This is a genomic window from Streptomyces atratus (genome assembly GCF_040655115.1).
Classification (GTDB): Bacteria; Actinomycetota; Actinomycetes; order Streptomycetales; family Streptomycetaceae; genus Streptomyces; species Streptomyces atratus_D.
In genome coordinates, this window is the sequence record NZ_JBFAJH010000024.1 from 38710 (window position 1) to 57377 (window position 18668).

An 18668-nucleotide genomic window follows, 5' to 3' on the forward strand; every position below is an offset into this window, starting at 1 on the left:
CTCCCGTGACGTCCCGTACCCCGCGCGACTCCAGGCTGCGACTTGTCCGCCCGCGACCCCTTGCCACCGCTCGCAAGGCCGTGACCACCCGGCGCACCAGGCCGGCTCCCCGCCCACCCGAGGGCACCCCGCCCCGTGCGGAGCTGGCCCGCCAGGCCAGGGCCGCGCTGGCAGACGCCGTACGGATCGCCCGCTGGGCCGCCGACGGCGCGAGCCCCGGCACGGCCCCGCTCGCCGCCCACGCCCTCGAGCGGACCGCGGCCGCACTGGAATTGTCCCCGGCGCAGGTCCGCTCCGGCTGGGACCGGGCCCGCCTGGCAGGCCTCGTCGAGCTCCACGGCGAGACCGCACGCCCCGGCTGGCGGCTGCGCGCCTGGGACCGCGACGACTCCGCCGTGCTCCGCGGCTGGGTGGCGCTCTTCGACGCCTGGTCGCTCGTCCACCCGGCGCCCGAGGGCATCGAGTCCACCGCGGTCGCCGAAGCTGTCGAGGCCGTACCCCAGGTGCTCTCCCTTCTGCAGCTCTCGGCGGGTCCGGTCAGCGTGCCCGCACTCCTCGACCTCCTCGGTCAGCGCGTCGCCGAACTCCACGAGGAGCGCTGCGAGGTGCCGTACGGACCGGAGGCACCGGCCGAGCCGGCCGAACCCGCCCCCACCGCGCACCCCGCCGCCCTCGTCGCACTCCTCCTCGACTGGGCGCTGGAGGGACTGGCCGCCGTCGGCGCACTCACGCTCGGCGTCGGCCACGCCACCCTCACCCCGCTCGGCAACTGGGCGGTCTGGGTCAAGCTGGAACAGATCTGCGTCGCCGCCCAGAGCCCGGCCGGGAACATCGAGCAGTCCGCCGCCGACATGCTTCTCGGCTGCGCCCGGCTCACCCCCGGACCGGCCCGCGCCGAATACCGCGCCTGGCTGGCCGCCCGCCCCGTCGGCAGCGCCGTCGCCGAACTGCTCGCCGTCGCCCGCGGCGAGGACGCACTGCTGCGCGGACTCGCCTTCGAGGCGCTCCGGGTCGTCGGCGCCCCTGCCGAGCCCGTGGTGCGCTCCGTCGTCGCCGACTCGTCACTGCGCCCGTACGCGCTGCTCTGGCTGGCCGAGTACGACGGAGCCGACCCCGAGGACGCCCAGGATGTCCTCAGCCGCGAGGAAGCCACCTGGCTCTGGGTCGACACCGCGGCGGCCGTCGCCGACCACGGCGAGACGGCACTGCTGGTCCGCCATCTCGACTCGGCCGTGCAGGGCACGGTCCCGGCGCTGCTGGACGAGGTCCGGGCCGTCGGCCACCCGCGCACCGTCCAGGTGCTGGTGGCGCTGGCCGCCGCTCACCCGGACCCCGCGCTGGCCAAGGCCGTCCGCCGGGCCGCCTTCCAGGTGCACACCGGCGGCGTGTAGGAACGGGGAAGCGCCACGGGGACGCGGACACGGTCAGTCCGCGGACCCCGGGGTGTACGTCCCGAAGCTCCACGGCGGGGGCCCGACTGCTGACGCCACACCCGACGTCCCAGACCGCACCGAATACGTTACGCACACCCCGGCAGGCAAACCCATAGATCGTCACACCGTTCACCCCATCGTGCTCATGTTCGGCAAAACGCTGTGCTCGCCCAGCAGTTGTGGGCCCTTCGATGCGCACCATGCGCGGGCGGTGGAGCAGGAACCCCGGCCGGTGTGACCGCCCTGGCGCCACCTCTCTTCTTTCTCTTCTTTCGCTCGCCACTGTGATCTGCGTCTCAGTCTTTCGCCGGCCACTGACAACGGCCGGATCGGCCGCGCGGCCGGCTCGCGCTCACCGCTCGGCTCACCGGAAGGTGTTGCAGTCGGCCATGTCACCACTGCGGAAGCCGGTGGTGAACCACTGCTGCCCTGCGCCGCCGAGCCGTGCGTCCAGGCTCACCTTCACGGCGTCGCTGTTCGAGCCCGTACGGTCGTCCTGCGAGCGGCTCGGTTCGGCGTCGTCGTCGAACCGCAGAGGGGCCACCACTCTCCGATCCGGCCGCGGCTCCCTCACCGCACTGCGCCGAGTATCGGATAGTTCACACCGCTATGCCTGTCCTGGTCGCCTGAGACAGGCAGGGCTGCGGCGCCGGAGGGCCTCCGGGGCGAGTGACCGGCAAATGCCGTAGGAGCATGCGGAAAAGCAGTTGCACACCGCCAGTAGAATGACCCGTATGGGAATTCTCCTTGTGCATGAGTAGCGGCGTCGAGTCGAGACTCTGAAGTCGTCCCGTCCGCCGTCCATCACCGCCCTGGAGTTTTTCCGTGATCACCGCTTCCGGTATCGAGCTGCGTGCCGGCGCCCGCATCCTCATCGAGTCCGCCAACTTCCGTATCGCCAAGGGTGACCGCATCGGCCTCGTCGGCCGCAACGGAGCGGGCAAGACCACCCTCACCAAGTGCCTCGCCGGCGAGGGCACACCCGCCGGCGGCACCATCGCCCGTTCCGGTGAGGTCGGCTACCTCCCGCAGGACCCGCGCACCGGTGATCTCGACGTCCTCGCCCGCGACCGCATCCTCTCCGCCCGTGGCCTCGACGAGATCCTGCGCAAGATGCGTGAGAACGAGGAGCGGATGGCGAACGGCAAGGGCGCCACCCGCGAGAAGGCGATGAAGAAGTACGAGCGGCTGGAGACGGAGTTCCTCACCAAGGGCGGTTACGCCGCCGAGGCGGAGGCCGCCACCATCGCCGCCGCGCTCAGCCTGCCCGACCGGGTACTCGGACAGCCGCTCCACACGCTCTCCGGAGGTCAGCGCCGCCGTGTCGAGCTGGCCCGCATCCTCTTCTCGGACGCCGACACCCTCCTCCTCGACGAGCCGACGAACCACCTCGACGCCGATTCCATCGTCTGGCTGCGCGACTACCTGAAGAGCTACCGCGGCGGCTTCGTCGTGATCTCCCACGATGTCGACCTCGTCGAGACGGTCGTCAACAAGGTCTTCTACCTCGACGCCAACCGCTCGCAGATCGACATCTACAACATGGGCTGGAAGCTCTACCAGCAGCAGCGTGAGGCCGACGAGAAGCGCCGCAAGCGCGAGCGCCAGAACGCCGAGAAGAAGGCGGCTGCCCTCAACTCGCAGGCCGACAAGATGCGCGCCAAGGCGACCAAGACCGTTGCCGCGCAGAACATGGCCAAGCGCGCCGAGCGGCTGCTCTCCGGACTGGAGGCCGTCCGGGTCTCCGACAAGGTCGCCAAGCTGCGCTTCCCGGAGCCCTCGCCGTGCGGCAAGACCCCCCTGATGGCGGAGGGACTCTCCAAGTCCTACGGTTCGCTCGAAATCTTCACCGATGTGGACCTCGCCATCGACAAGGGCTCCCGCGTCGTCATCCTCGGTCTCAACGGTGCGGGCAAGACCACCCTGCTCCGGCTCCTCGGCGGTGCCGAGAAGCCCGACACCGGCGAGGTCATCGAGGGCCACGGGCTCAAGCTCGGCTACTACGCCCAGGAGCACGAGACCCTCGACCCGGAGCGCACGGTCCTGGAGAACATGCGCTCCGCCGCCCCGGATCTCGACCTCGTCGAGGTCCGCAAGACGCTGGGCTCGTTCCTCTTCTCCGGCGACGACGTCGACAAGCCGGCCGGGGTGCTCTCCGGCGGTGAGAAGACCCGTCTGGCGCTCGCGACCCTGGTGGTCTCCTCCGCCAATGTGCTGCTCCTCGACGAGCCGACGAACAACCTCGACCCGGCCAGCCGCGAGGAGATCCTCGGCGCGCTGCGCACGTACAAGGGCGCGGTCGTCCTCGTCACGCACGACGAGGGTGCGGTCGAGGCGCTCCAGCCGGAGCGGATCATCCTGTTGCCGGACGGCGTCGAGGACCTGTGGGGTGCGGACTACCGGGACCTGGTCGCGCTGGCCTGATTCCTGGTCCGGGCGGTTTCCCCGCCCGTTGCCGGCTGATCCACTGCGACTGGATCATTCGGCCTACGTGTGATCCATCATCTGCGTGAGGACCTCTCGTACCTCGGCGCGGCGCCCGGCAGATACCTGCCGGGCGCGCCCATGTGGGGCCGCACCTCCTCGTACGGTCCTGACCTGGCCATTCGTCTCGGGCTCGCTCCGGATCGCCCTCGAAGCCCGATGGAATGCGAGATTCCGTTCGTGAGTGTGCATTGCCGGGATGCGAAACCGGTTGTGCGGACCTTGTCGAATGGGTGGCCAGGAAGCCCCCGAGGGGTGATCATGAGATTCCAGAGCGCACTTCCCTGAGGAGGCACGGGTGGCCGAGACTCTGAAGAAGGGCAGCCGGGTTACCGGCACCGCGCGCGACAAGCTCGCGGCAGACCTGAAGAAGAAGTACGACTCCGGTGCGAGCATCCGGGCGTTGGCCGAAGAGACCGGCCGCTCCTATGGATTCGTCCACCGGATGCTCAGCGAGTCCGGAGTCACGCTGCGGGGACGCGGCGGAGCGACACGGGGCAAGAAGGCTGCCACGGCCTGACAGCCTCAGGCCCTGTCGTCGGACTGCCGTCCGTCGCGCGACGCCTGGCACGCACGCTCGCTGTGTTGCCGGAAAGTCCTGGTAGCTCCGCTACGAGGACTTTCCGGCGCCGCGCGTTCGTGCGCGCCGAACGACGCGCGGCCACCTTCGGGTGGCGACGGCAGTTCGACGCAGGACCTGGGCCGATCGGGACACGTCGCGCGACGGACATGCCCCGAGAGCTCACCGGTTTCGGGTGGTAGCCACCCGGTCGACCACGTGGTCGACCGAGTAGTTACTGTTCAGTCACTTAGCTCGACATGCTGACTGCACCCGACCCGAAGGCGCCCCATGACCTCGCTCGACTCTGTGCTCGACCAGGACGGCGTACGACTCACCGTCGATGACGCGGTTGCCACAGTGACCCTGACCAATCCGGCCAAGCGCAACGCTCAGTCCCCCGCTCTGTGGCGGGCGTTGACAGAGGCCGGACGGGCGCTGCCCGGCAGCGTGCGGGTCGTCGTGCTCCGTGGCGAGGGCAAGTCCTTCTCCGCGGGGCTCGACCGCCAGGCGTTCAGCCCCGAGGGGTTCGACGGTGAGCCGTCCTTCCTCGACCTGGCGCGCGGCAAGGAGTCCGAGCTCGACGCGACCATCGCCGAGTACCAGGAGGCGTTCACCTGGTGGCGCCGCAACGACATCGTGTCGGTCGCGGCGGTCCAGGGGCATGCGATCGGTGCCGGCTTCCAGCTCGCCCTCGCCTGTGATCTGCGGATCGTCGCCGAGGACGTGCAGTTCGCCATGCGTGAGACCAGCCTCGGTCTGGTCCCCGACCTCACCGGCACGCACCCCCTGGTGCACCTGGTCGGGTACGCCCGCGCCCTCGAAATCTGCGCCACCGGACGCTTCGTCCACGCGGAGGAGGCCGAGCGCAGCGGTCTCGCCAACCTCGTGGTTCCCGCCGACGAGCTCGACGCGGCGACCCATGAACTGTGCATGGCGCTGCTGGCGGCCCCGCGTGACGCCGTCGTCGAGACCAAGGCACTCCTGAGCGGTGCGGTCTCGCGTACGTACGAGGACCAGCGCACCGCCGAGCGCGCGGCCCAGGGCCGCCGCCTCCGCGACCTCGCGGGCCTCACGGACTGAGCCCTGCGTCGACCACGGCGGTGACCAGCACGGTCACCGGCGGATGTCCCTCCACGGCGTCCGCCACCGCCGTGCGCACCGCCAGTGCCACATCGAGCGCCCGGTGCTCCCCGTCCGTCGCCAGCTCGACCCGCACATGGTCCGCGCCCGTATGCACCGCGCTGCCCATCACCCGGGTCAGCGTCGCGACACCGGGGACCGCTGCCGCCGCTGTCCCCGCCACGCCCTCCGCCTCCGCGCCGCGCACCGCGGCAGGCTCCGGGACCGTCCGGTCGGGAACCGTGTCCAGCAGTTCCGTCACCTGCAGATCCACCTCGGCGACCACCAGGCCGAGCCGTTGCGCGGCCGCCGTCAGCAGTGCCGTGCGCAGGGCGGCCGCGGCGGCGGGCAGCGGCCGGTCGGCCGTCGCCGACATCGTCGCCTCGATCCGCAGCGGCCCGGGCGACAGCGCGCTCGGCGGCGGCGGCAGCAACGGGTCCGGGGCCGCGTCCGGGTCCGCCACCGCGATCCGCACGTCACCGAGCACCGGGCCGGGACCCGTTGCGCCCACCGAGCACCGCAGTACCGAGACCACGGCCCGCTCCGAGATCCACGCACCGTCCGCCGGACCACCCAGGGGGAGCAGTCTGCCCAAACCGATTCTCTGCCGTACCGCCGCCGTCCATCCGTCGGAACTGTGCGGGCTGTCAGCCGTCGTCATTGCCCCAGCCTGCCGCATCCACGGCGCGAGACGGGGCAAGCGCACTTAATGTGGGCAAGGAAGTCCAACCCCTGCCCCGAAGGGAAGAGTGGCGATGACCGACACCCCGCAGCGGAACCGGCCCGAGAACCCCGACAGCGCGACGGGGGACGACGCCAGGAAGAGTCCGCTGACCAAGCGCGGCGGAGGAGATCCCGCCACCCGCGGTCGTACCACCATCGCGGACGGTGTGGTCGAGAAGATCGCCGGTATGGCGACGCGCGACGTGGTCGGTGTCCACGCGATGGGCAGCGGCTTGTCCCGTACCTTCGGCGCGGTGCGCGACCGGGTCCCCGGTGGTGGCAAATCCGTCACCCGCGGCGTCAAGGCGGAGGTCGGCGAGTCGCAGACCGCTCTCGATCTGGAGATCGTCGTCGACTACGGGGTGTCGATCACCGAGGTCGCCCGTGATGTACGGGAGAACGTCATCGCGGCGGTCGAGCGGATGACGGGCCTCGAGGTCGTCGAGGTCAATATCGCCGTCAGCGATGTGAAACTGCCCGACGAGGAGGGCGAGGAGCAGTCCGAGCCACGTCTCCAGTAGGACTCCCACACGAGGCAGTTGAGGAGAGCACCATGAGCAAGGCTGTGGTCGGCATGGCGGTCGGCATGGCGCTCGCATTCGCCGGATACTTCGGTGGGTTCGGGGCCTTTCTGCTGGTCGCCGCGTTGGGAGCGATCGGCTTCGTCGCCGGTCGCTTCCTGGACGGCGATCTGGAACCCGGCGACTTCTTCCGGAGTCGCGAGCGCGGCGACCGACGGCGGTGACGGCGGTGTCCGGGGTGTCGGAGGTGCTCGGCCGGGTCCCTGCCGCGGAACGGGGCGGGACCCGGATCGCCGACCGGGTCGTCGCGAAGGTCGCCGCACAGGCGGCGAAGGAGGCTGTCGACGAGCCGCCGCGGGAGGGTGCCTCGCCGCGCGCCACCGTCACGGTGCACCGCGACACGGCCCGGGTACGAGTCAGTCTGGAGCTCGGATATCCCACCGCCATCGGCCGCCAGTGCGGTGCCGTGCGTCGGCGGGTCATCGAACGGGTAAAGGCGTTGACGGGGATGGAAGTGCCCGAAGTGGCCGTACAGGTCGAGCGTCTGCACCCCGCGGGAGCGAGCGTCGCGGCACAGGGGAGGATCCGATGACCGAGTCCCAGGAGCCGGAGAACAGCACGCGGCGCCTGCCCACCGGCGACCCCGTGGAACGCGGAGGCGGACTGGCCCTCGACCAGTCCGCCTCCGCCGCGGCGTACGACCCGGCGCCGGCGAAGGAGCGCAGCGGCGGCAGCGCCGGCCGCTTCTGGTCCGCGCGCCGCATCCCGGCCGGGCTCCTCGCGCTGGTGATCCTCGGCGGATGCGCGCTGCTGCTGTACGACGTGGCGGCGGTACGGGCTCATCATCCGGCCATGCAGTGGCGCCGCACGCTTGCCGACGACCTGGCGGAGCGGCCGCTGAGCAGTGTGTGGGTGACGGTCGGCGCCGTGCTCGCGATGGTGATCGGTGTGTGGCTGATCGTGCTCGCCGCCACGCCCGGTCTGCGCGACGTGCTGCCGATGCGCCGCGACCGTCCGGGGGTGCGGGCCGGGCTCGACCGGACCGCCGCCGCCCTGGTCCTGCGCGACCGGGCCGTGGAGGTGTCCGGCGTGCAGTCGGTGCGGGTCCGGATGGGGCGCGCCAAGGTCGCGGTGCGTGCCGTGTCGCACTTCCGCGAACTCGATGACGTGCGGGCCGACTTGGACACCGTACTGGGCGCGGGGATCGAGGAACTGGGCCTGGCGAAGCCGCCGAGCCTGTCCGTGCATGTCCGCCGTCCGGCGAAGAAGGGGTGACCGCGGTGCTCAGGACCGTCAACCGGGTGCTGCTCGCACTGGCCGGGCTGGTGCTGATCTGCGGCGGCGGCGCGGTGCTCGCCGCCGGGCTCGGCCTCTCCGTGCCGTCCTGGTGGCCGTGGGACAGCAGGACCGATGTGCTGCTCAGCAGGGCCGACCGGGACCGCTGGCGCGCCGAAAGCTGGTGGTGGCCGACGGTCCTCGCGGTCCTCGCGGTCCTTGTCGTCCTCGCGTTGTGGTGGTTCCTCGCCCAGTTCCGCCGCGCACGCCTCGCCGAGGTCCTGGTCGACAGCGGCGACGGCGAGGGAGCGCTGTTGCGCGGCCGGGCCCTGGAGGGTGTGCTCGCCGGGGAGGCGGGGACGCTCGACGGGGTGGCCCGCGCCCAGGTGCTGCTGGTCGGCCGACGCAGCACGCCACGGGCGCGGATCCGGCTGCTGATGGAACCGCACGCGGCACCCGGCCAGGCCCTCGGCCGCCTCACGGACGAGGCCCTGGCCCACGCGAGGGACTCGGCGGGCCTGGCGGAACTGCCGGCTGAAGTGCGGCTGAGGGCTGTCAAGCACCGTGCGGAACGGGTGAGTTGAGGACGTGGACGTCCGGCAGCGGCAGAGTCGGGCCCGTCGAGAGGTCTTTCCCCCGCCCTTGTGGCACGGGGAGGCCGAGGACGAGAACGGCCACCGGCCGGCCCCGGTACCTCCGACCCCGCTCAGAACCCGCGCCGTGACCCGCCGTCCACCGGCACCATGATCCCCGTCAGATACGACGCCGCGGGCGACAGCAGGAACGCCGCCGTCCGACCGAACTCCTCCGGCGTACCGTACCGGCGCAACGGGATCCGCGCCTCGGCCGCCGTACGCGAAGCCTCGGCGTCGCCGGACAGCGCATCCAGCTCCCGTACCCGATCGGTGTCGATCCGGGCAGGCAGCACGCCGACCACACGGATGCCCCGCGGGCCGAGCTCGTCGGCCAGGGACTTGGCGAACCCGGCCAGGCCCGGCCGCAGACCGTTCGAAATGGTCAGCCCGGCGATCGGCTCATGGACCGAGCCGGAGAGCACGAAGCCGATGACCCCGCCCTCACCGAGCGTCGCGGCCGCCGTGCGCGCCAGCCGCACCGCGCCCAGGAACACCGAGTCGAAGGCCGACTGCCACTGCTCGTCCGTGTTGTCGGCGACAAAGCCGGGCGCCGGTCCGCCGACGCTGATCAATACGCCGTCGAGCCGCCCGAACCGCTCATGGGCGGCGTCCACCAGACGCTGTGCCGCGCCGGGCTTTCCATTGTCGGCGGCCACACCGACCACGTCCGGCCCCAGTTCGGCGGCGGCTGCCTCGACCCGCTTCTCGTCACGCCCGGTGATGATCACCTTCGCGCCGTCCGCCGCCAGCTCCCGGGCGGTGGCGTGGCCCAGCCCCCGGGTCGCGCCGGTCACGATGTACACACGGTCCTTCAGTCCAAGATCCATGGGCCCTATCCTGCCGCGTCGTGTTCCTGCATGTCGCAGCCGCCCAGGGCAACGGCGGTGCCCACCAGTCCGATGTGGCTGAACGCCTGTGGGAAGTTGCCCAGTTGGCGCTGCGCCACGGTGTCGTACTCCTCGGCGAGCAGTCCGACATCGTTGCGCAGCGCGAGGAGCCGCTCGAAGAGTTCCGTGGCGTCGTCGGTGCGCCCGGTCAGGCGCAACGCGTCCGCCAGCCAGAACGAGCACGCCAGGAACGCGCCTTCGCCGCCCGGCAGCCCGTCGATCGAGCCGCCGTCCGTGCTGTAGCGGCGGACCAGCCCGTCGCTGCCCAGCTCGGCCCGGACCGCGTCGACCGTCCCGACGAGCCGCGGATCGTCCGGCGACAGGAAGCCGGTCCGGGCGATCAGCAGCGTCGCGGCGTCCAGCTCCCGGGAGCCGTACGACTGCGTGAAGGTGTTCCGCACCGGGTCGTACCCCTTCTCGCACACCTCCCGATGCACGGCGTCCCGCATCGCCCGCCACCGGTCGGCGTCCCCGGCCAGCGACGGGTTGGCCTCCAGAGTGCGCACCGCGCGGTCGGCGGCGACCCAGGCCATCACCTTCGAGTGCACGAAGTGGCGGCGCTGGCCGCGGATCTCCCACAGCCCCTCGTCCGGCTCGCGCCAGGTGGACTCCAGGAAGCCGAGCAGGCTGAGCTGCAGACTCCAGGCGTGCGGTTGGTCGGCCAGACCCGCCTCGCGCGCGAGCCGGAGCGAGTCCATGACCTCTCCGTACACATCGAGCTGCCGCTGCCGGACCGCCGCGTTGCCGATCCGGACCGGGCTGGAGTTCTCGTATCCGCGCAGCCACGGCAGCTCCGCCTCGGGAAGCCGTCGTTCGCCCGCCAGGCCGTACATGATCTGCAGGTCGGCCGGGTCCCCGGCGACGGCGCGCAGCAGCCAGTCCCGCCAGGCGGCGGCCTCCTCCACATAGCCGGCCGAGAGCAGCGCGTTGAGCGCCAGAGTGGAGTCCCGCAGCCAGCAGAAGCGGTAGTCCCAGTTCCGTACGCCGCCGATCTCCTCCGGCAGCGAGGTGGTGGGGGCTGCCACGATGCCGCCGGTCGGAGCGAAGGTGAGCGCCTTGAGGGTGATCAGCGAGCGGATCACGGCCTCCCGGTACGGGCCCCGGTACTTGCAGCGGGCCGACCACTCGGCCCAGTCGGACAGGGTGTTCTTCAGAGCCTCGTGCGGATCGACGAGATCGGGGCGCGGCGAGTGCGAGGGATGCCAGGTCAGTACGAACGCCACCTGCTCGCCCGCGGAGACGGTGAACGACGAGCAGGTGGAGAACTCCTGGCCCCACGTCTTGACCGGCGGCTCGCTGCGCAGCCAGGCCGAGTCGGGTCCCGCGACCGCCACCCGGTGGCCCTGCGAGCGGCGCACCCACGGCACGACGGAGCCGAAGTCGAAGCGCAGCCGGATCACGGAGGCCATGTCGACGGTGCCGCTGACCCCCTCGACGATCCGCATGACATCGGGTTCCCGGTCGCGCTGCGGCATGAAGTCGATGACCTTGACGGTGCCGGTGCGGGTCTCCCAGAACGTCTCCAGGACGAGGGAGTCGCCCGCGTAGCCGCGCCGGGTGCACGTGTCCGCACCCTTCGGGGCGATGCGCCAGTGGCCGTTGTCCTCGTCGCCGAGCAGGGCGGCGAAACAGGCGCCCGAGTCGAAGCGGGGCAGACAGAGCCAGTCCACGGAACCGTTCCTGCCGACCAGGGCGGCTGTCTGCAGATCGCCGATGAGGGCATAGTCCTCGATGCGTGGGGTCACGTTCTGCCGTGTTCCCGAACCGGGCCCCCCCTAAGCAGCCGAAGTTCCACAGGCGGCCGCATGCCCGACATCACCGGCTCGTGAGCACGGTGGCGGGGTCGCCGGGCAGGTCCGCTCAGGCAGTCGCGGGCGCGGGCTTCTCCGGCCGTTCCGGCTCCGGATCGCCCGCTGCCCCGGCCTTGGCCGCGGCCTCCACCCGGTCGCGCTTCTCGCGCCGGGCCAGCACCACGTACCCGGCGGGGACACCGGCGGCGAACAGCCACCACTGGACCGCGTACGCCATGTGCGGACCGATGGAGCTGTCGTCCGGCGCCTCGATCAGCTCCGGAACGTCGCCGGACGGTTCGGGTGCGGTCTGTTCGATGTAGCCGCCGAGGACCGGTCGGGAGAGCGCCTTGGCCTGCTGGGCGCTGTTGATCAGCATCACCTGGCGGTCCGGCAGGTCCGACAGGTCCTTGATGCCGCTGGTGCCCGTCGTCTCATCGGCCTTGAGCCGTCCCGTGACGGTCACCTCGCCCGTGGGCACGGCCGGGATGTCCGGGAAGGCGCGCTGGTCGTCGGCGGTGGGGATCCAGCCCCGGTTGACCAGGACCGTGCCGCCGCCCTTGAGGTCGAGCGGGATCAGTACGTGGAAGCCGACGCTGCCGTCGGTGGAGGTCCGGCGGCGCACGACGACCTCGTGCTTCGTGTCGTACGTCCCGGTGGCCGTCACCGCACGCCAGTAGTCGGAGCGCGGGACCGTGTGACCGGGGGAGGTGAGCGTGGCGACCGGCACCGGCTTCGCCTTCAGGTTGTGCGAGATCAGGGAGTTCTGCGCCACCCGGTGCTCATGCCGGTGGAGCTGCCAGAAGCCCAGCTCGACCATCGTGGGAATCATGACGAGGGCGAGGAGGGCGAGGATCAGCCACTGCCGGGTCAACAGGAAGCGGTACACCCCACGACGGTACAACTGCGTCATGGGGTGCTGTGCGGAGGGGGTGGCGGCCGGGGCCGCCCGACCGGGGCTCAGACTTTGTCGATGATGCCCACCTTCCCCTCGGCGCGGGCGCAGTGCCCGCCGCAGAACCAGTGCCCGTCGACCTCGACACCCTGGCCGATGATCTGGACCCGGCAGTGCTCACAGATGGGTGCCATCCGGTGAATGGCGCAGGAGAAGCAGTCGAAGACATGCACCGCGCCCTGCGCGTGCACCTCGAACGACATGCCGTAGTCGTTTCCGCAAACCTCACAACGTGCCATGCGCCACAGGGTGGGACGCGGGGACGCCGGGCGGCGAGCGGCGGACGGGCGAGTCGCCCCCGGTTCACTCCGATGACGGCGTCGGCAGAGCAGGAGCCACGGGCGCCCCGGTCGTCGCCGACACCTCGGCCACATCCCTCAGCAGGTGGGTGAAGGCGCTCTCGTCCACGATCGGCGTGCCGAACGCCTTGGCCTTCACCGTCTTCGACGTCGCCGCGTCCGGGTCATTGGTGACCAGCAGGCTGGTCAGCCGGGAGACGCTGGTCGCCACATGCAGCCCGGCCTCGACCGCCCGGTCCTCCAGCAGCTCACGGTCGATGGAGGTGTCCCCGGAGAACGCCACGCGCATGCCCTGCATGAGCGGTTTGTCCTTGTCGTACCGCCCGGGGTTCGGATATGGGCAGGCAGGCCGCTTCCGGGAAGGGCGCCAGCTGTTCCGGCTTCCGTACGAGGGCTGATAGCCGACCCTCGGGGTCACCGGGGAGTCCGACCACTCGGTCAGCGGGCGGCACTCCAGCAGCGGCAGCCGTACCCCGTCGCGCGCCGCCGCGTGCAGACTCGGCCGGAACGCCTCGGCCAGCACCCGGGCGTCGTCCAGCGCGTGGTGCGCACGCTGCTGCACGACTCCGAAATGCGCGGCCAGCGACTCCAGCTTGTGGTTGGGCAGCGGCAGCCGCAGCTCCTTGGAGAGCGCGATCGTGCAGAGCCGCTGCTCGACCGGGGCGACGACCGCCGCGCGGGCGTACTCCCGGGCCAGCATCGACCAGTCGAAGGCGGCGTTGTGTGCGACCAGGACCCGGCCCGTGAGCCGCTCCGACAGGGCGGCGGCGACCTCCGGGAAGAGCGGGGCTCCCTCCAGGACATCGCTGGTCAGCCCGTGGATCCAGACGGGGCCGGGATCCCGCTCCGGGTTGACGAGGGTGTACCAGTGGTCCTCGACATCGCCCTGCGCGTCCAGCCGGTAGACGGCAGCGGAGATTATCCGGTCGTCGCGGGCGAGTCCGGTGGTCTCCACGTCGACGACCGCGTACCCCTGCGGGTAGGCGGTCGGCCACGGTGCTGCGGTCTGGCGGTCGTCGAGCATGGTCACAGAGAATACGGGCCGGTACTGACAGTCCCCTATCCGGGAGCCCTCTGTTCGACCGGTCCGGGGCCGCGGCTCCTACGTCCCGCCGGCCGCCGGCAGGCCGTTCACCAACGCCCGCGCGGACGCCGTGAACAGCCGGTCCCGGTCGGCGGGCCCGGCCAGTGCCCGGGCCGGCGCCGGGTCGTGCTCCGCGGTGGCCATGCCCCATGGATCACCCACACCGGGGGACTTGACGGGGGAACGTTCCCGGTTGCGTTCGACCAGCAGGAAGCCGACCGTCCGGAACTGCACCGCCCGCACCGCGTCGGCGGCCCGCGCCCCGCGCAGCCCCGCGGCGTGCACCTCGTGGACGAGCGCCTGCTGCGCGGGCAGGAACATCCGTTCCGTGAGCCCGCACGGTGTGGTCGCCGTCCGGGAGAGCGCCCCCGACGCGGTGGCGGCCGTCCTCCCGCCGCCTCTCAAACCCGCCGAACGCCCGCTCGTCCGCGCCGACATCAGCAAGGTCGATCTGCCCGGCCGAGGGGCTGAAGGCTGCGCCGACGCGCCCGCGCGCCGTCTTCATGGTGGAGACGACGTGGTTCTCCCACCGCGGACTGTGGCATCTGATCTTCGGCGGGGCATTCCGCCGCCACCCCGGGTTGAAACTCGTCCTCACCGAGCAGGGCTCGGGCTGGATCCCGGGCGACGTCGAGATGCTCGACCACCACCACGGCCGCCTGGTCGCGGCGGGCCGGGCAGCAACCGCCGAGTCCAAGTCCGGTGCGGGGCTTGCCGCTTCGATGGGGGCGAGCCCCGGCGAGGTCTGGCGCGACAACTGCTTCGTCGGCGCCGGTTTCATGCGTCCCCGCGAGGTGCCGCTGCGCGACCGGATCGGCCTCGACAAGATCATGTGGGGCAGCGACCACCCGCACGACGAGGGCACCGCCCCCTACTCGCGGGAGGGCCTGCGGATCGCGTACGCCGGACTCCCGCCCGACGAGATCGCGGCGATGGCCGGCGGCAACGCGGCTCGCGTCTACGGCTTCGACCTGGCCGCGCTCGACCGTGTCGCCGCAACCGTCGGCCCGAGGAGATCGCCGAGCCCCTGACGGAGGTCCCGGCCGACGCGGCCGGCCCGGCCTTCGCACCGGGCGGGTCGGTCCGCGTCCGGTGACGGGGCGGAGTGAGACCATCCCCGGGTGACGGATACCCAGGCGCATGACGAGCCCCACGGCAACGGCCTGGGCACGCGGCTGAACTGGCTGCGCGCCGCGGTCCTCGGTGCCAACGACGGCGTGGTCTCCACCGCGGGTCTCGTCGTCGGTGTCGCCGGAGCCACCGACGACCGCGGCATCCTGCTGACAGCGGGCCTGGCCGGGCTGCTGGCCGGTTCGATGTCGATGGCGGCGGGCGAATACGTGTCGGTCTCCACCCAGCGCGACTCGGAACAGGCTGCACTGGCCACGGAGAAACGGGAGCTGAAGGAGACCCCGGAGGCGGAACTCGCGGAACTGACCGGCCTGTTGGAGGGCAAGGGCCTCAGCCACGAAGTCGCCCGCGAGGCCGCCCTCCAGTTCACCGACCGCGACGCGCTGCGCGCCCACGCGGAGGTCGAGCTGGGGATCAACCCGGACGAACTGACGAACCCCTGGCACGCGGCGGGCGCCAGCTTCCTGGCGTTCACGGTGGGTGCCCTGCTGCCCCTGCTGGCGATCGTGCTTCCGCCCTCGTCGGTGCGCCTGCTCGTCACGGTCGTGGCTGTCCTTGCGGCGCTGGCGCTCACGGGGTGGTGGAGCGCCCGACTGGGCGACGCGGTCGTGGGGCGAGCGGTACTGCGGAACATGGGCGGGGGAGCGGTGGCGATGGCGGTGACCTACGCGGCGGGGGCGTTGCTGGGGGCGGTGGGGGTCTGAGAGCGTCTCTAGAACTCTGTGTGTGCCTGGGGTTTTCGGGCTTTTCGGGCGCGGCGTGGCCGTGTGCGGTCGCCGTCCGGTGGTCCGATCCTCGGGGTGAGGGGGTGGACCTCGGTGGCGTGCAGGTGGTGGAAGCCGGTCCGCACGGCGGCGCGGGTGCGTCGTCGACAGGTTCTGCGTGAGAGCCGCCTGTGTCCGGGTAGAAGGTCTTCTTCCGGCCGGGCGTGGGCGGGTACTTCATGACCTGGCACCGGCCCGGTGGGGGTGGGTGTCGTGGTGTCATGCCCCGCCGGACGCTGAACCATCCCGGTGGGGGTGGTGGCGGGGACCGTACGCACGTCGGGCATACGGCGGGAAGTCTTCGGGCCCGGGGCCTGTCCGGCGGTAGCGCGCGGGGTGCCTCGGTGCCGGGGGCCGGTGGGCCTGCTGGGTGCTTGACCCTCAGCCGGGCGGTGGTCTCGTCCACCCTGGCCAGGGTGACCTGCTGGCGGTCCATCGCGGCCAGCAGCACCAACTCACCGACCTGCGGCGGTCCCTCCAGTACGCACAACCCGGCGGGCAGGCACCCGTGCTCGGCCGCATACGTGCGGATCTGGCGGGTGCGGTTACGGATTTCGGCACCCGCCACCCCGGCGGGCAGCAGCTTCCGCAGCGCCACCCACTCCGCCTCGGTGCGCCGACGGGGATCGGTGGGCCAGGTGGCCAGGACCGCGGTCACGATGGTGCGCCGGTGCAGGGCGTCCGGAGGGCCGGACCACGCTGACCGCACCGGCGAGGGCGCCCCGACGGACGCGGCTGGGCATGCCGGTCACCGGCATTCACTACCGGCACCCGGCGGAGAACCTGCTCTCCAGCCACGTGCGGTCCACCGGCGACCCGGTGGAGACGGCCGCAACGGCCGCGGCGCTCGGTGCGGCAGGCGCAGAGCCCGCTCTGCGGGGGCAATCCGGTTGCGAAGGGACAGGGCACCTGGGCGAAGATGCCGCATGAGCAGAGAGACGGACGAGGTACGCGAAGCCATCGCGGGCGAGCTGCGACTGATGGACCCCGACGTGCGCACGTCACGGTCGCAGGCCCGGCAGCTGCTGGATCCGGACTTCGTGGAGGTCGGCGCCTCGGGCCGGCGGTGGACGTATGAGGACATGTTGGCCGAGCTGCCCGAGCTGGACGGTGCGGCAGAGGACGGCCCGCGCTTCGAGCCCTCGGACATGACCGGTGTCCTGATGGCGCCCGGGCTGGTGCACCTCACCTACGAGACCGTGATCGGTGGAAACCGGGCGCGACGGAGTTCGCTCTGGCGCAGGCGGAGTGCGAGCGCGACGTGGCAGATGTACTACCACCAGGCCACACCGATCCCGCCCGAGGGCACATGAGCGGAATCGCGCGACGGATTTGTTGGCGGAAGGTGCCAAAGGTTGCTGACATCGCGTCTCGCATACTTGTTGGTAACAACGTCTGGTCCCGGCCGACCGGCAGCTCTACGGTGCTCGCATGGAGCCGAACCTGCCCGATGTCGTGCTGTGGTCCATACCGGCCTTCGTCCTGCTCACCGTGGTCGAAATGGTCAGCCACCGCATCCACCCCGACGACGACGCCGCCGGGTACGAGACCAAGGACGCCGTCACCAGCGTCACCATGGGGCTCGGCAGCCTCGTCTTCGACCTGCTGTGGAAAGTGCCCATCGTGGCGATCTACACCGCGGTCTACGAGCTGACCCCGCTCCGCGTCCCCGTCCTGTGGTGGACGATCCTGCTGATGCTGCTCGCGCAGGACTTCTTCTACTACTGGTCCCACCGCGGCCACCACGTCATCCGGATCCTCTGGGCCTGCCATGTGGTCCACCACTCCAGCCGGAAGTTCAACCTCACCACCGCGCTGCGCCAGCCCTGGACCTCGCTGACCGTCTGGCCGTTCTACGTTCCGCTCGTCGCCTGCGGTGTCCATCCGGCGGCGCTGGCCTTCTGCTCCTCGGCCAATCTCGTCTACCAGTTCTGGGTGCACACCGAACGGATCGACAAGCTGCCCCGGCCCTTCGAGTACGCACTGAACACGCCCTCCCACCACCGGGTGCACCACGCCTCGCAGGGTGGCTATCTCGACCGGAACTTCGGCGGCATCCTGATTCTGTGGGACCGGCTCTTCGGCTCCTTCACCGCCGAGACGGAGCGGCCCGTCTACGGGCTCACCAAGAACATCGCCACCCACAACCCGCTGCGCGTCGCGACCCACGAGTACGCCGCGATCGCCCGGGACGTACGGGCGGCGGGCAGTTGGCGCGAGCGGGCCGGACGAGTCTTCCGCGGGCCGGGGTGGCAGCCGGCGTCCACGGTATCCGCCACCGCCGTCCCCGCACCCGGGCGCACCGGATGAGCGCCGCCACGGTCGCTGATCCGCGGGCGCGCCTCGTACGCCCCCTGCTCATCGCCTTCCTCGTCGCCTCCGCCGTCGATCTCTTCGGTGTCCTCGCCGATGCCGGCATCGCCCACCTCGTCGCCAAGCCTCTGCTCATGCCGCTGCTCGCCGGGTACGCCGCCGCCCGCCGCGGCCCCCGGCCGCTGATCGCCGCGCTGCTCTTCGGCTGGGGTGGCGACACGCTCCTGCTGCCGGACGCCGACGCCGCCTTCCTCGTCGGCATGGGCTCCTTCGCCGCAGGTCACGTCTGCTATCTGTGGCTCTTCGGGCGCGCCCGGAGTTCCCTGCTGCTCGGCGTGGCGTACGCGGTCGTCCTGGCCGGCTTCCTCGTCCTGCTCCGGGGCGGGCTGCCCGCGGACCTGAGGATCCCGATGGCCGGGTACAGCCTGCTGCTCACCGCGATGGCCTACCGGTCCAGTACCTTCGGCCGGTACGCGGCCGTCGGCGGGGCGCTCTTCCTGCTCTCCGACGCGCTGATCGCCACCGGCATCGCCGACCTGCCCCAGCTGCCCGCCCCCGGCTTCTGGGTCATGCTCACCTACATCGCGGCGCAGTTCCTGCTGACCGTCGGAGCGCTTGCGCCGGGTGGGAAATGGGACGTTGTCGCCCCTGGGGCGTACCGTGAGCGGAGTATCAGCATCTGAGATCGCAAGG

Annotated in this window: 19 protein-coding genes and 3 pseudogenes; 14 read left to right on the forward strand and 8 right to left on the reverse strand. The window is 71.5% G+C overall.

Annotated features, from left to right (window positions below):
• The first annotated feature begins 80 nt into the window (after positions 1-80).
• Entirely contained in the window at positions 81-1391 is a 1311-nt protein-coding gene (locus tag AB0I23_RS24020; RefSeq protein WP_359112194.1) for a hypothetical protein, read from the forward strand.
• Between the two features lie 406 nt (positions 1392-1797).
• Here AB0I23_RS24020 and AB0I23_RS24025 read toward each other — a convergent pair.
• Positions 1798-1889: pseudogene (locus AB0I23_RS24025) on the reverse strand (neutral zinc metallopeptidase); the annotation flags it as partial.
• Between the two features lie 369 nt (positions 1890-2258).
• Between AB0I23_RS24025 and AB0I23_RS24030 the strand changes: the two are divergent.
• The 3 genes from AB0I23_RS24030 (at position 2259) to AB0I23_RS24040 (ending at position 5559) form a co-directional block, all read left to right on the forward strand.
• Positions 2259-3857 carry an ABC-F family ATP-binding cassette domain-containing protein gene (locus tag AB0I23_RS24030; RefSeq protein ID WP_037691628.1) on the forward strand — a complete coding sequence of 533 codons (1599 nt, stop codon included), beginning with the start codon at positions 2259-2261 and terminating at the stop codon, positions 3855-3857.
• Between the two features lie 358 nt (positions 3858-4215).
• Complete coding sequence (locus AB0I23_RS24035; protein ID WP_037691626.1) at positions 4216-4437, forward strand: helix-turn-helix domain-containing protein; 222 nt, start codon at positions 4216-4218, stop codon at positions 4435-4437.
• Positions 4438-4767: 330 nt separating this feature from the next.
• The gene (locus tag AB0I23_RS24040; protein ID WP_359112104.1) at positions 4768-5559 is read left to right on the forward strand and encodes an enoyl-CoA hydratase/isomerase family protein; all 792 of its coding nucleotides are present in this window, start codon (positions 4768-4770) and stop codon (positions 5557-5559) included.
• Here the strand turns inward: AB0I23_RS24040 and AB0I23_RS24045 are convergent.
• Complete coding sequence (locus tag AB0I23_RS24045; RefSeq protein WP_359112106.1) at positions 5549-6259, reverse strand: hypothetical protein; 711 nt, start codon at positions 6257-6259, stop codon at positions 5549-5551. The genes AB0I23_RS24040 and AB0I23_RS24045 overlap by 11 nt on opposite strands.
• Before the next feature lie 94 nt (positions 6260-6353).
• On the opposite strand from AB0I23_RS24045, the gene AB0I23_RS24050 reads away from it, so the two are divergent.
• The 5 genes from AB0I23_RS24050 to amaP are packed head-to-tail and all read left to right on the forward strand — an operon-like array spanning position 6354 to position 8701.
• The gene (locus AB0I23_RS24050) at positions 6354-6842 is read left to right on the forward strand and encodes an Asp23/Gls24 family envelope stress response protein (protein ID WP_359112108.1); all 489 of its coding nucleotides are present in this window, start codon (positions 6354-6356) and stop codon (positions 6840-6842) included.
• A gap of 32 nt (positions 6843-6874) precedes the next feature.
• Positions 6875-7066 (forward strand): hypothetical protein, encoded by a 192-nt coding sequence (locus AB0I23_RS24055; RefSeq protein WP_037691618.1) that lies wholly within the window; start codon positions 6875-6877, stop codon positions 7064-7066.
• Positions 7067-7080: 14 nt separating this feature from the next.
• Positions 7081-7434, forward strand: a complete 354-nt coding sequence (locus tag AB0I23_RS24060) for a hypothetical protein (RefSeq protein WP_359112196.1) — start codon at positions 7081-7083, stop codon at positions 7432-7434.
• Positions 7431-8117, forward strand: coding sequence for a DUF6286 domain-containing protein (locus tag AB0I23_RS24065; RefSeq protein WP_359112109.1), 687 nt, complete (start codon positions 7431-7433; stop codon positions 8115-8117). The genes AB0I23_RS24060 and AB0I23_RS24065 overlap by 4 nt, the downstream gene beginning before the upstream one ends.
• Positions 8114-8701, forward strand: coding sequence for an alkaline shock response membrane anchor protein AmaP (amaP, locus tag AB0I23_RS24070; protein ID WP_359112111.1), 588 nt, complete (start codon positions 8114-8116; stop codon positions 8699-8701). Before AB0I23_RS24065 ends, amaP begins: the two co-directional genes overlap by 4 nt.
• Before the next feature lie 122 nt (positions 8702-8823).
• Here amaP and AB0I23_RS24075 read toward each other — a convergent pair whose 3' ends face one another.
• The 6 genes and pseudogenes from AB0I23_RS24075 to AB0I23_RS24100 all read right to left on the reverse strand — a co-directional run.
• Positions 8824-9579 (reverse strand): SDR family oxidoreductase, encoded by a 756-nt coding sequence (locus AB0I23_RS24075; protein WP_359112113.1) that lies wholly within the window; start codon positions 9577-9579, stop codon positions 8824-8826.
• Between the two features lie 5 nt (positions 9580-9584).
• Positions 9585-11384 carry a glycoside hydrolase family 15 protein gene (locus AB0I23_RS24080; RefSeq protein ID WP_359112115.1) on the reverse strand — a complete coding sequence of 600 codons (1800 nt, stop codon included), beginning with the start codon at positions 11382-11384 and terminating at the stop codon, positions 9585-9587.
• 115 nt (positions 11385-11499) lie between these two features.
• Positions 11500-12318 (reverse strand): SURF1 family cytochrome oxidase biogenesis protein, encoded by an 819-nt coding sequence (locus AB0I23_RS24085; RefSeq protein ID WP_359112117.1) that lies wholly within the window; start codon positions 12316-12318, stop codon positions 11500-11502.
• Positions 12319-12389: 71 nt separating this feature from the next.
• On the reverse strand, positions 12390-12623 hold the full coding sequence (locus AB0I23_RS24090; RefSeq protein ID WP_072482991.1) for a hypothetical protein: 234 nt from the start codon (positions 12621-12623) through the stop codon (positions 12390-12392).
• A 64-nt stretch (positions 12624-12687) separates the two neighbouring features.
• Positions 12688-13713, reverse strand: a complete 1026-nt coding sequence (locus tag AB0I23_RS24095; RefSeq protein WP_359112118.1) for a DEDDh family exonuclease — start codon at positions 13711-13713, stop codon at positions 12688-12690.
• Between the two features lie 72 nt (positions 13714-13785).
• Positions 13786-14103 (reverse strand): annotated as a pseudogene (locus AB0I23_RS24100) (TetR/AcrR family transcriptional regulator); the annotation flags it as partial.
• A 155-nt stretch (positions 14104-14258) separates the two neighbouring features.
• Between AB0I23_RS24100 and AB0I23_RS24110 the strand changes: the two are divergent.
• The 5 genes and pseudogenes from AB0I23_RS24110 to AB0I23_RS24130 all read left to right on the forward strand — a co-directional run.
• Positions 14259-14863, forward strand: a pseudogene (locus AB0I23_RS24110) (amidohydrolase family protein); the annotation flags it as partial.
• A gap of 25 nt (positions 14864-14888) precedes the next feature.
• Complete coding sequence (locus AB0I23_RS24115) at positions 14889-15602, forward strand: VIT1/CCC1 transporter family protein (protein ID WP_359112120.1); 714 nt, start codon at positions 14889-14891, stop codon at positions 15600-15602.
• Positions 15603-16588: 986 nt separating this feature from the next.
• Positions 16589-16975, forward strand: a complete 387-nt coding sequence (locus tag AB0I23_RS24120; RefSeq protein WP_359112122.1) for a DUF4440 domain-containing protein — start codon at positions 16589-16591, stop codon at positions 16973-16975.
• Between the two features lie 118 nt (positions 16976-17093).
• Positions 17094-17972, forward strand: a complete 879-nt coding sequence (locus AB0I23_RS24125; RefSeq protein ID WP_359112123.1) for a sterol desaturase family protein — start codon at positions 17094-17096, stop codon at positions 17970-17972.
• A complete protein-coding gene (locus tag AB0I23_RS24130) occupies positions 17969-18658 on the forward strand; it encodes a lysoplasmalogenase (RefSeq protein ID WP_359112125.1) in 690 nt (229 codons plus the stop codon). Before AB0I23_RS24125 ends, AB0I23_RS24130 begins: the two co-directional genes overlap by 4 nt.
• Positions 18659-18668 lie beyond the last annotated feature (10 nt).

What these genes read in the sequence shown, in the direction of transcription:
- AB0I23_RS24040 (WP_359112104.1), top strand. Translation starts at nt 4,768, where the DNA reads ATGACCTCGCTCGACTCTGTGCTCGACCAGGACGGCGTACGACTCACC.
- AB0I23_RS24050 (WP_359112108.1), top strand. Translation starts at nt 6,354, where the DNA reads ATGACCGACACCCCGCAGCGGAACCGGCCCGAGAACCCCGACAGCGCG.
- AB0I23_RS24125 (WP_359112123.1), top strand. Translation starts at nt 17,094, where the DNA reads ATGGAGCCGAACCTGCCCGATGTCGTGCTGTGGTCCATACCGGCCTTC.
- AB0I23_RS24075 (WP_359112113.1), bottom strand. Translation starts at nt 9,579, where the DNA reads ATGGATCTTGGACTGAAGGACCGTGTGTACATCGTGACCGGCGCGACC.
- AB0I23_RS24065 (WP_359112109.1), top strand. Translation starts at nt 7,431, where the DNA reads ATGACCGAGTCCCAGGAGCCGGAGAACAGCACGCGGCGCCTGCCCACC.
- AB0I23_RS24055 (WP_037691618.1), top strand. Translation starts at nt 6,875, where the DNA reads ATGAGCAAGGCTGTGGTCGGCATGGCGGTCGGCATGGCGCTCGCATTC.
- AB0I23_RS24120 (WP_359112122.1), top strand. Translation starts at nt 16,589, where the DNA reads ATGAGCAGAGAGACGGACGAGGTACGCGAAGCCATCGCGGGCGAGCTG.
- AB0I23_RS24045 (WP_359112106.1), bottom strand. Translation starts at nt 6,259, where the DNA reads ATGACGACGGCTGACAGCCCGCACAGTTCCGACGGATGGACGGCGGCG.
- AB0I23_RS24130 (WP_359112125.1), top strand. Translation starts at nt 17,969, where the DNA reads ATGAGCGCCGCCACGGTCGCTGATCCGCGGGCGCGCCTCGTACGCCCC.
- AB0I23_RS24090 (WP_072482991.1), bottom strand. Translation starts at nt 12,623, where the DNA reads ATGGCACGTTGTGAGGTTTGCGGAAACGACTACGGCATGTCGTTCGAG.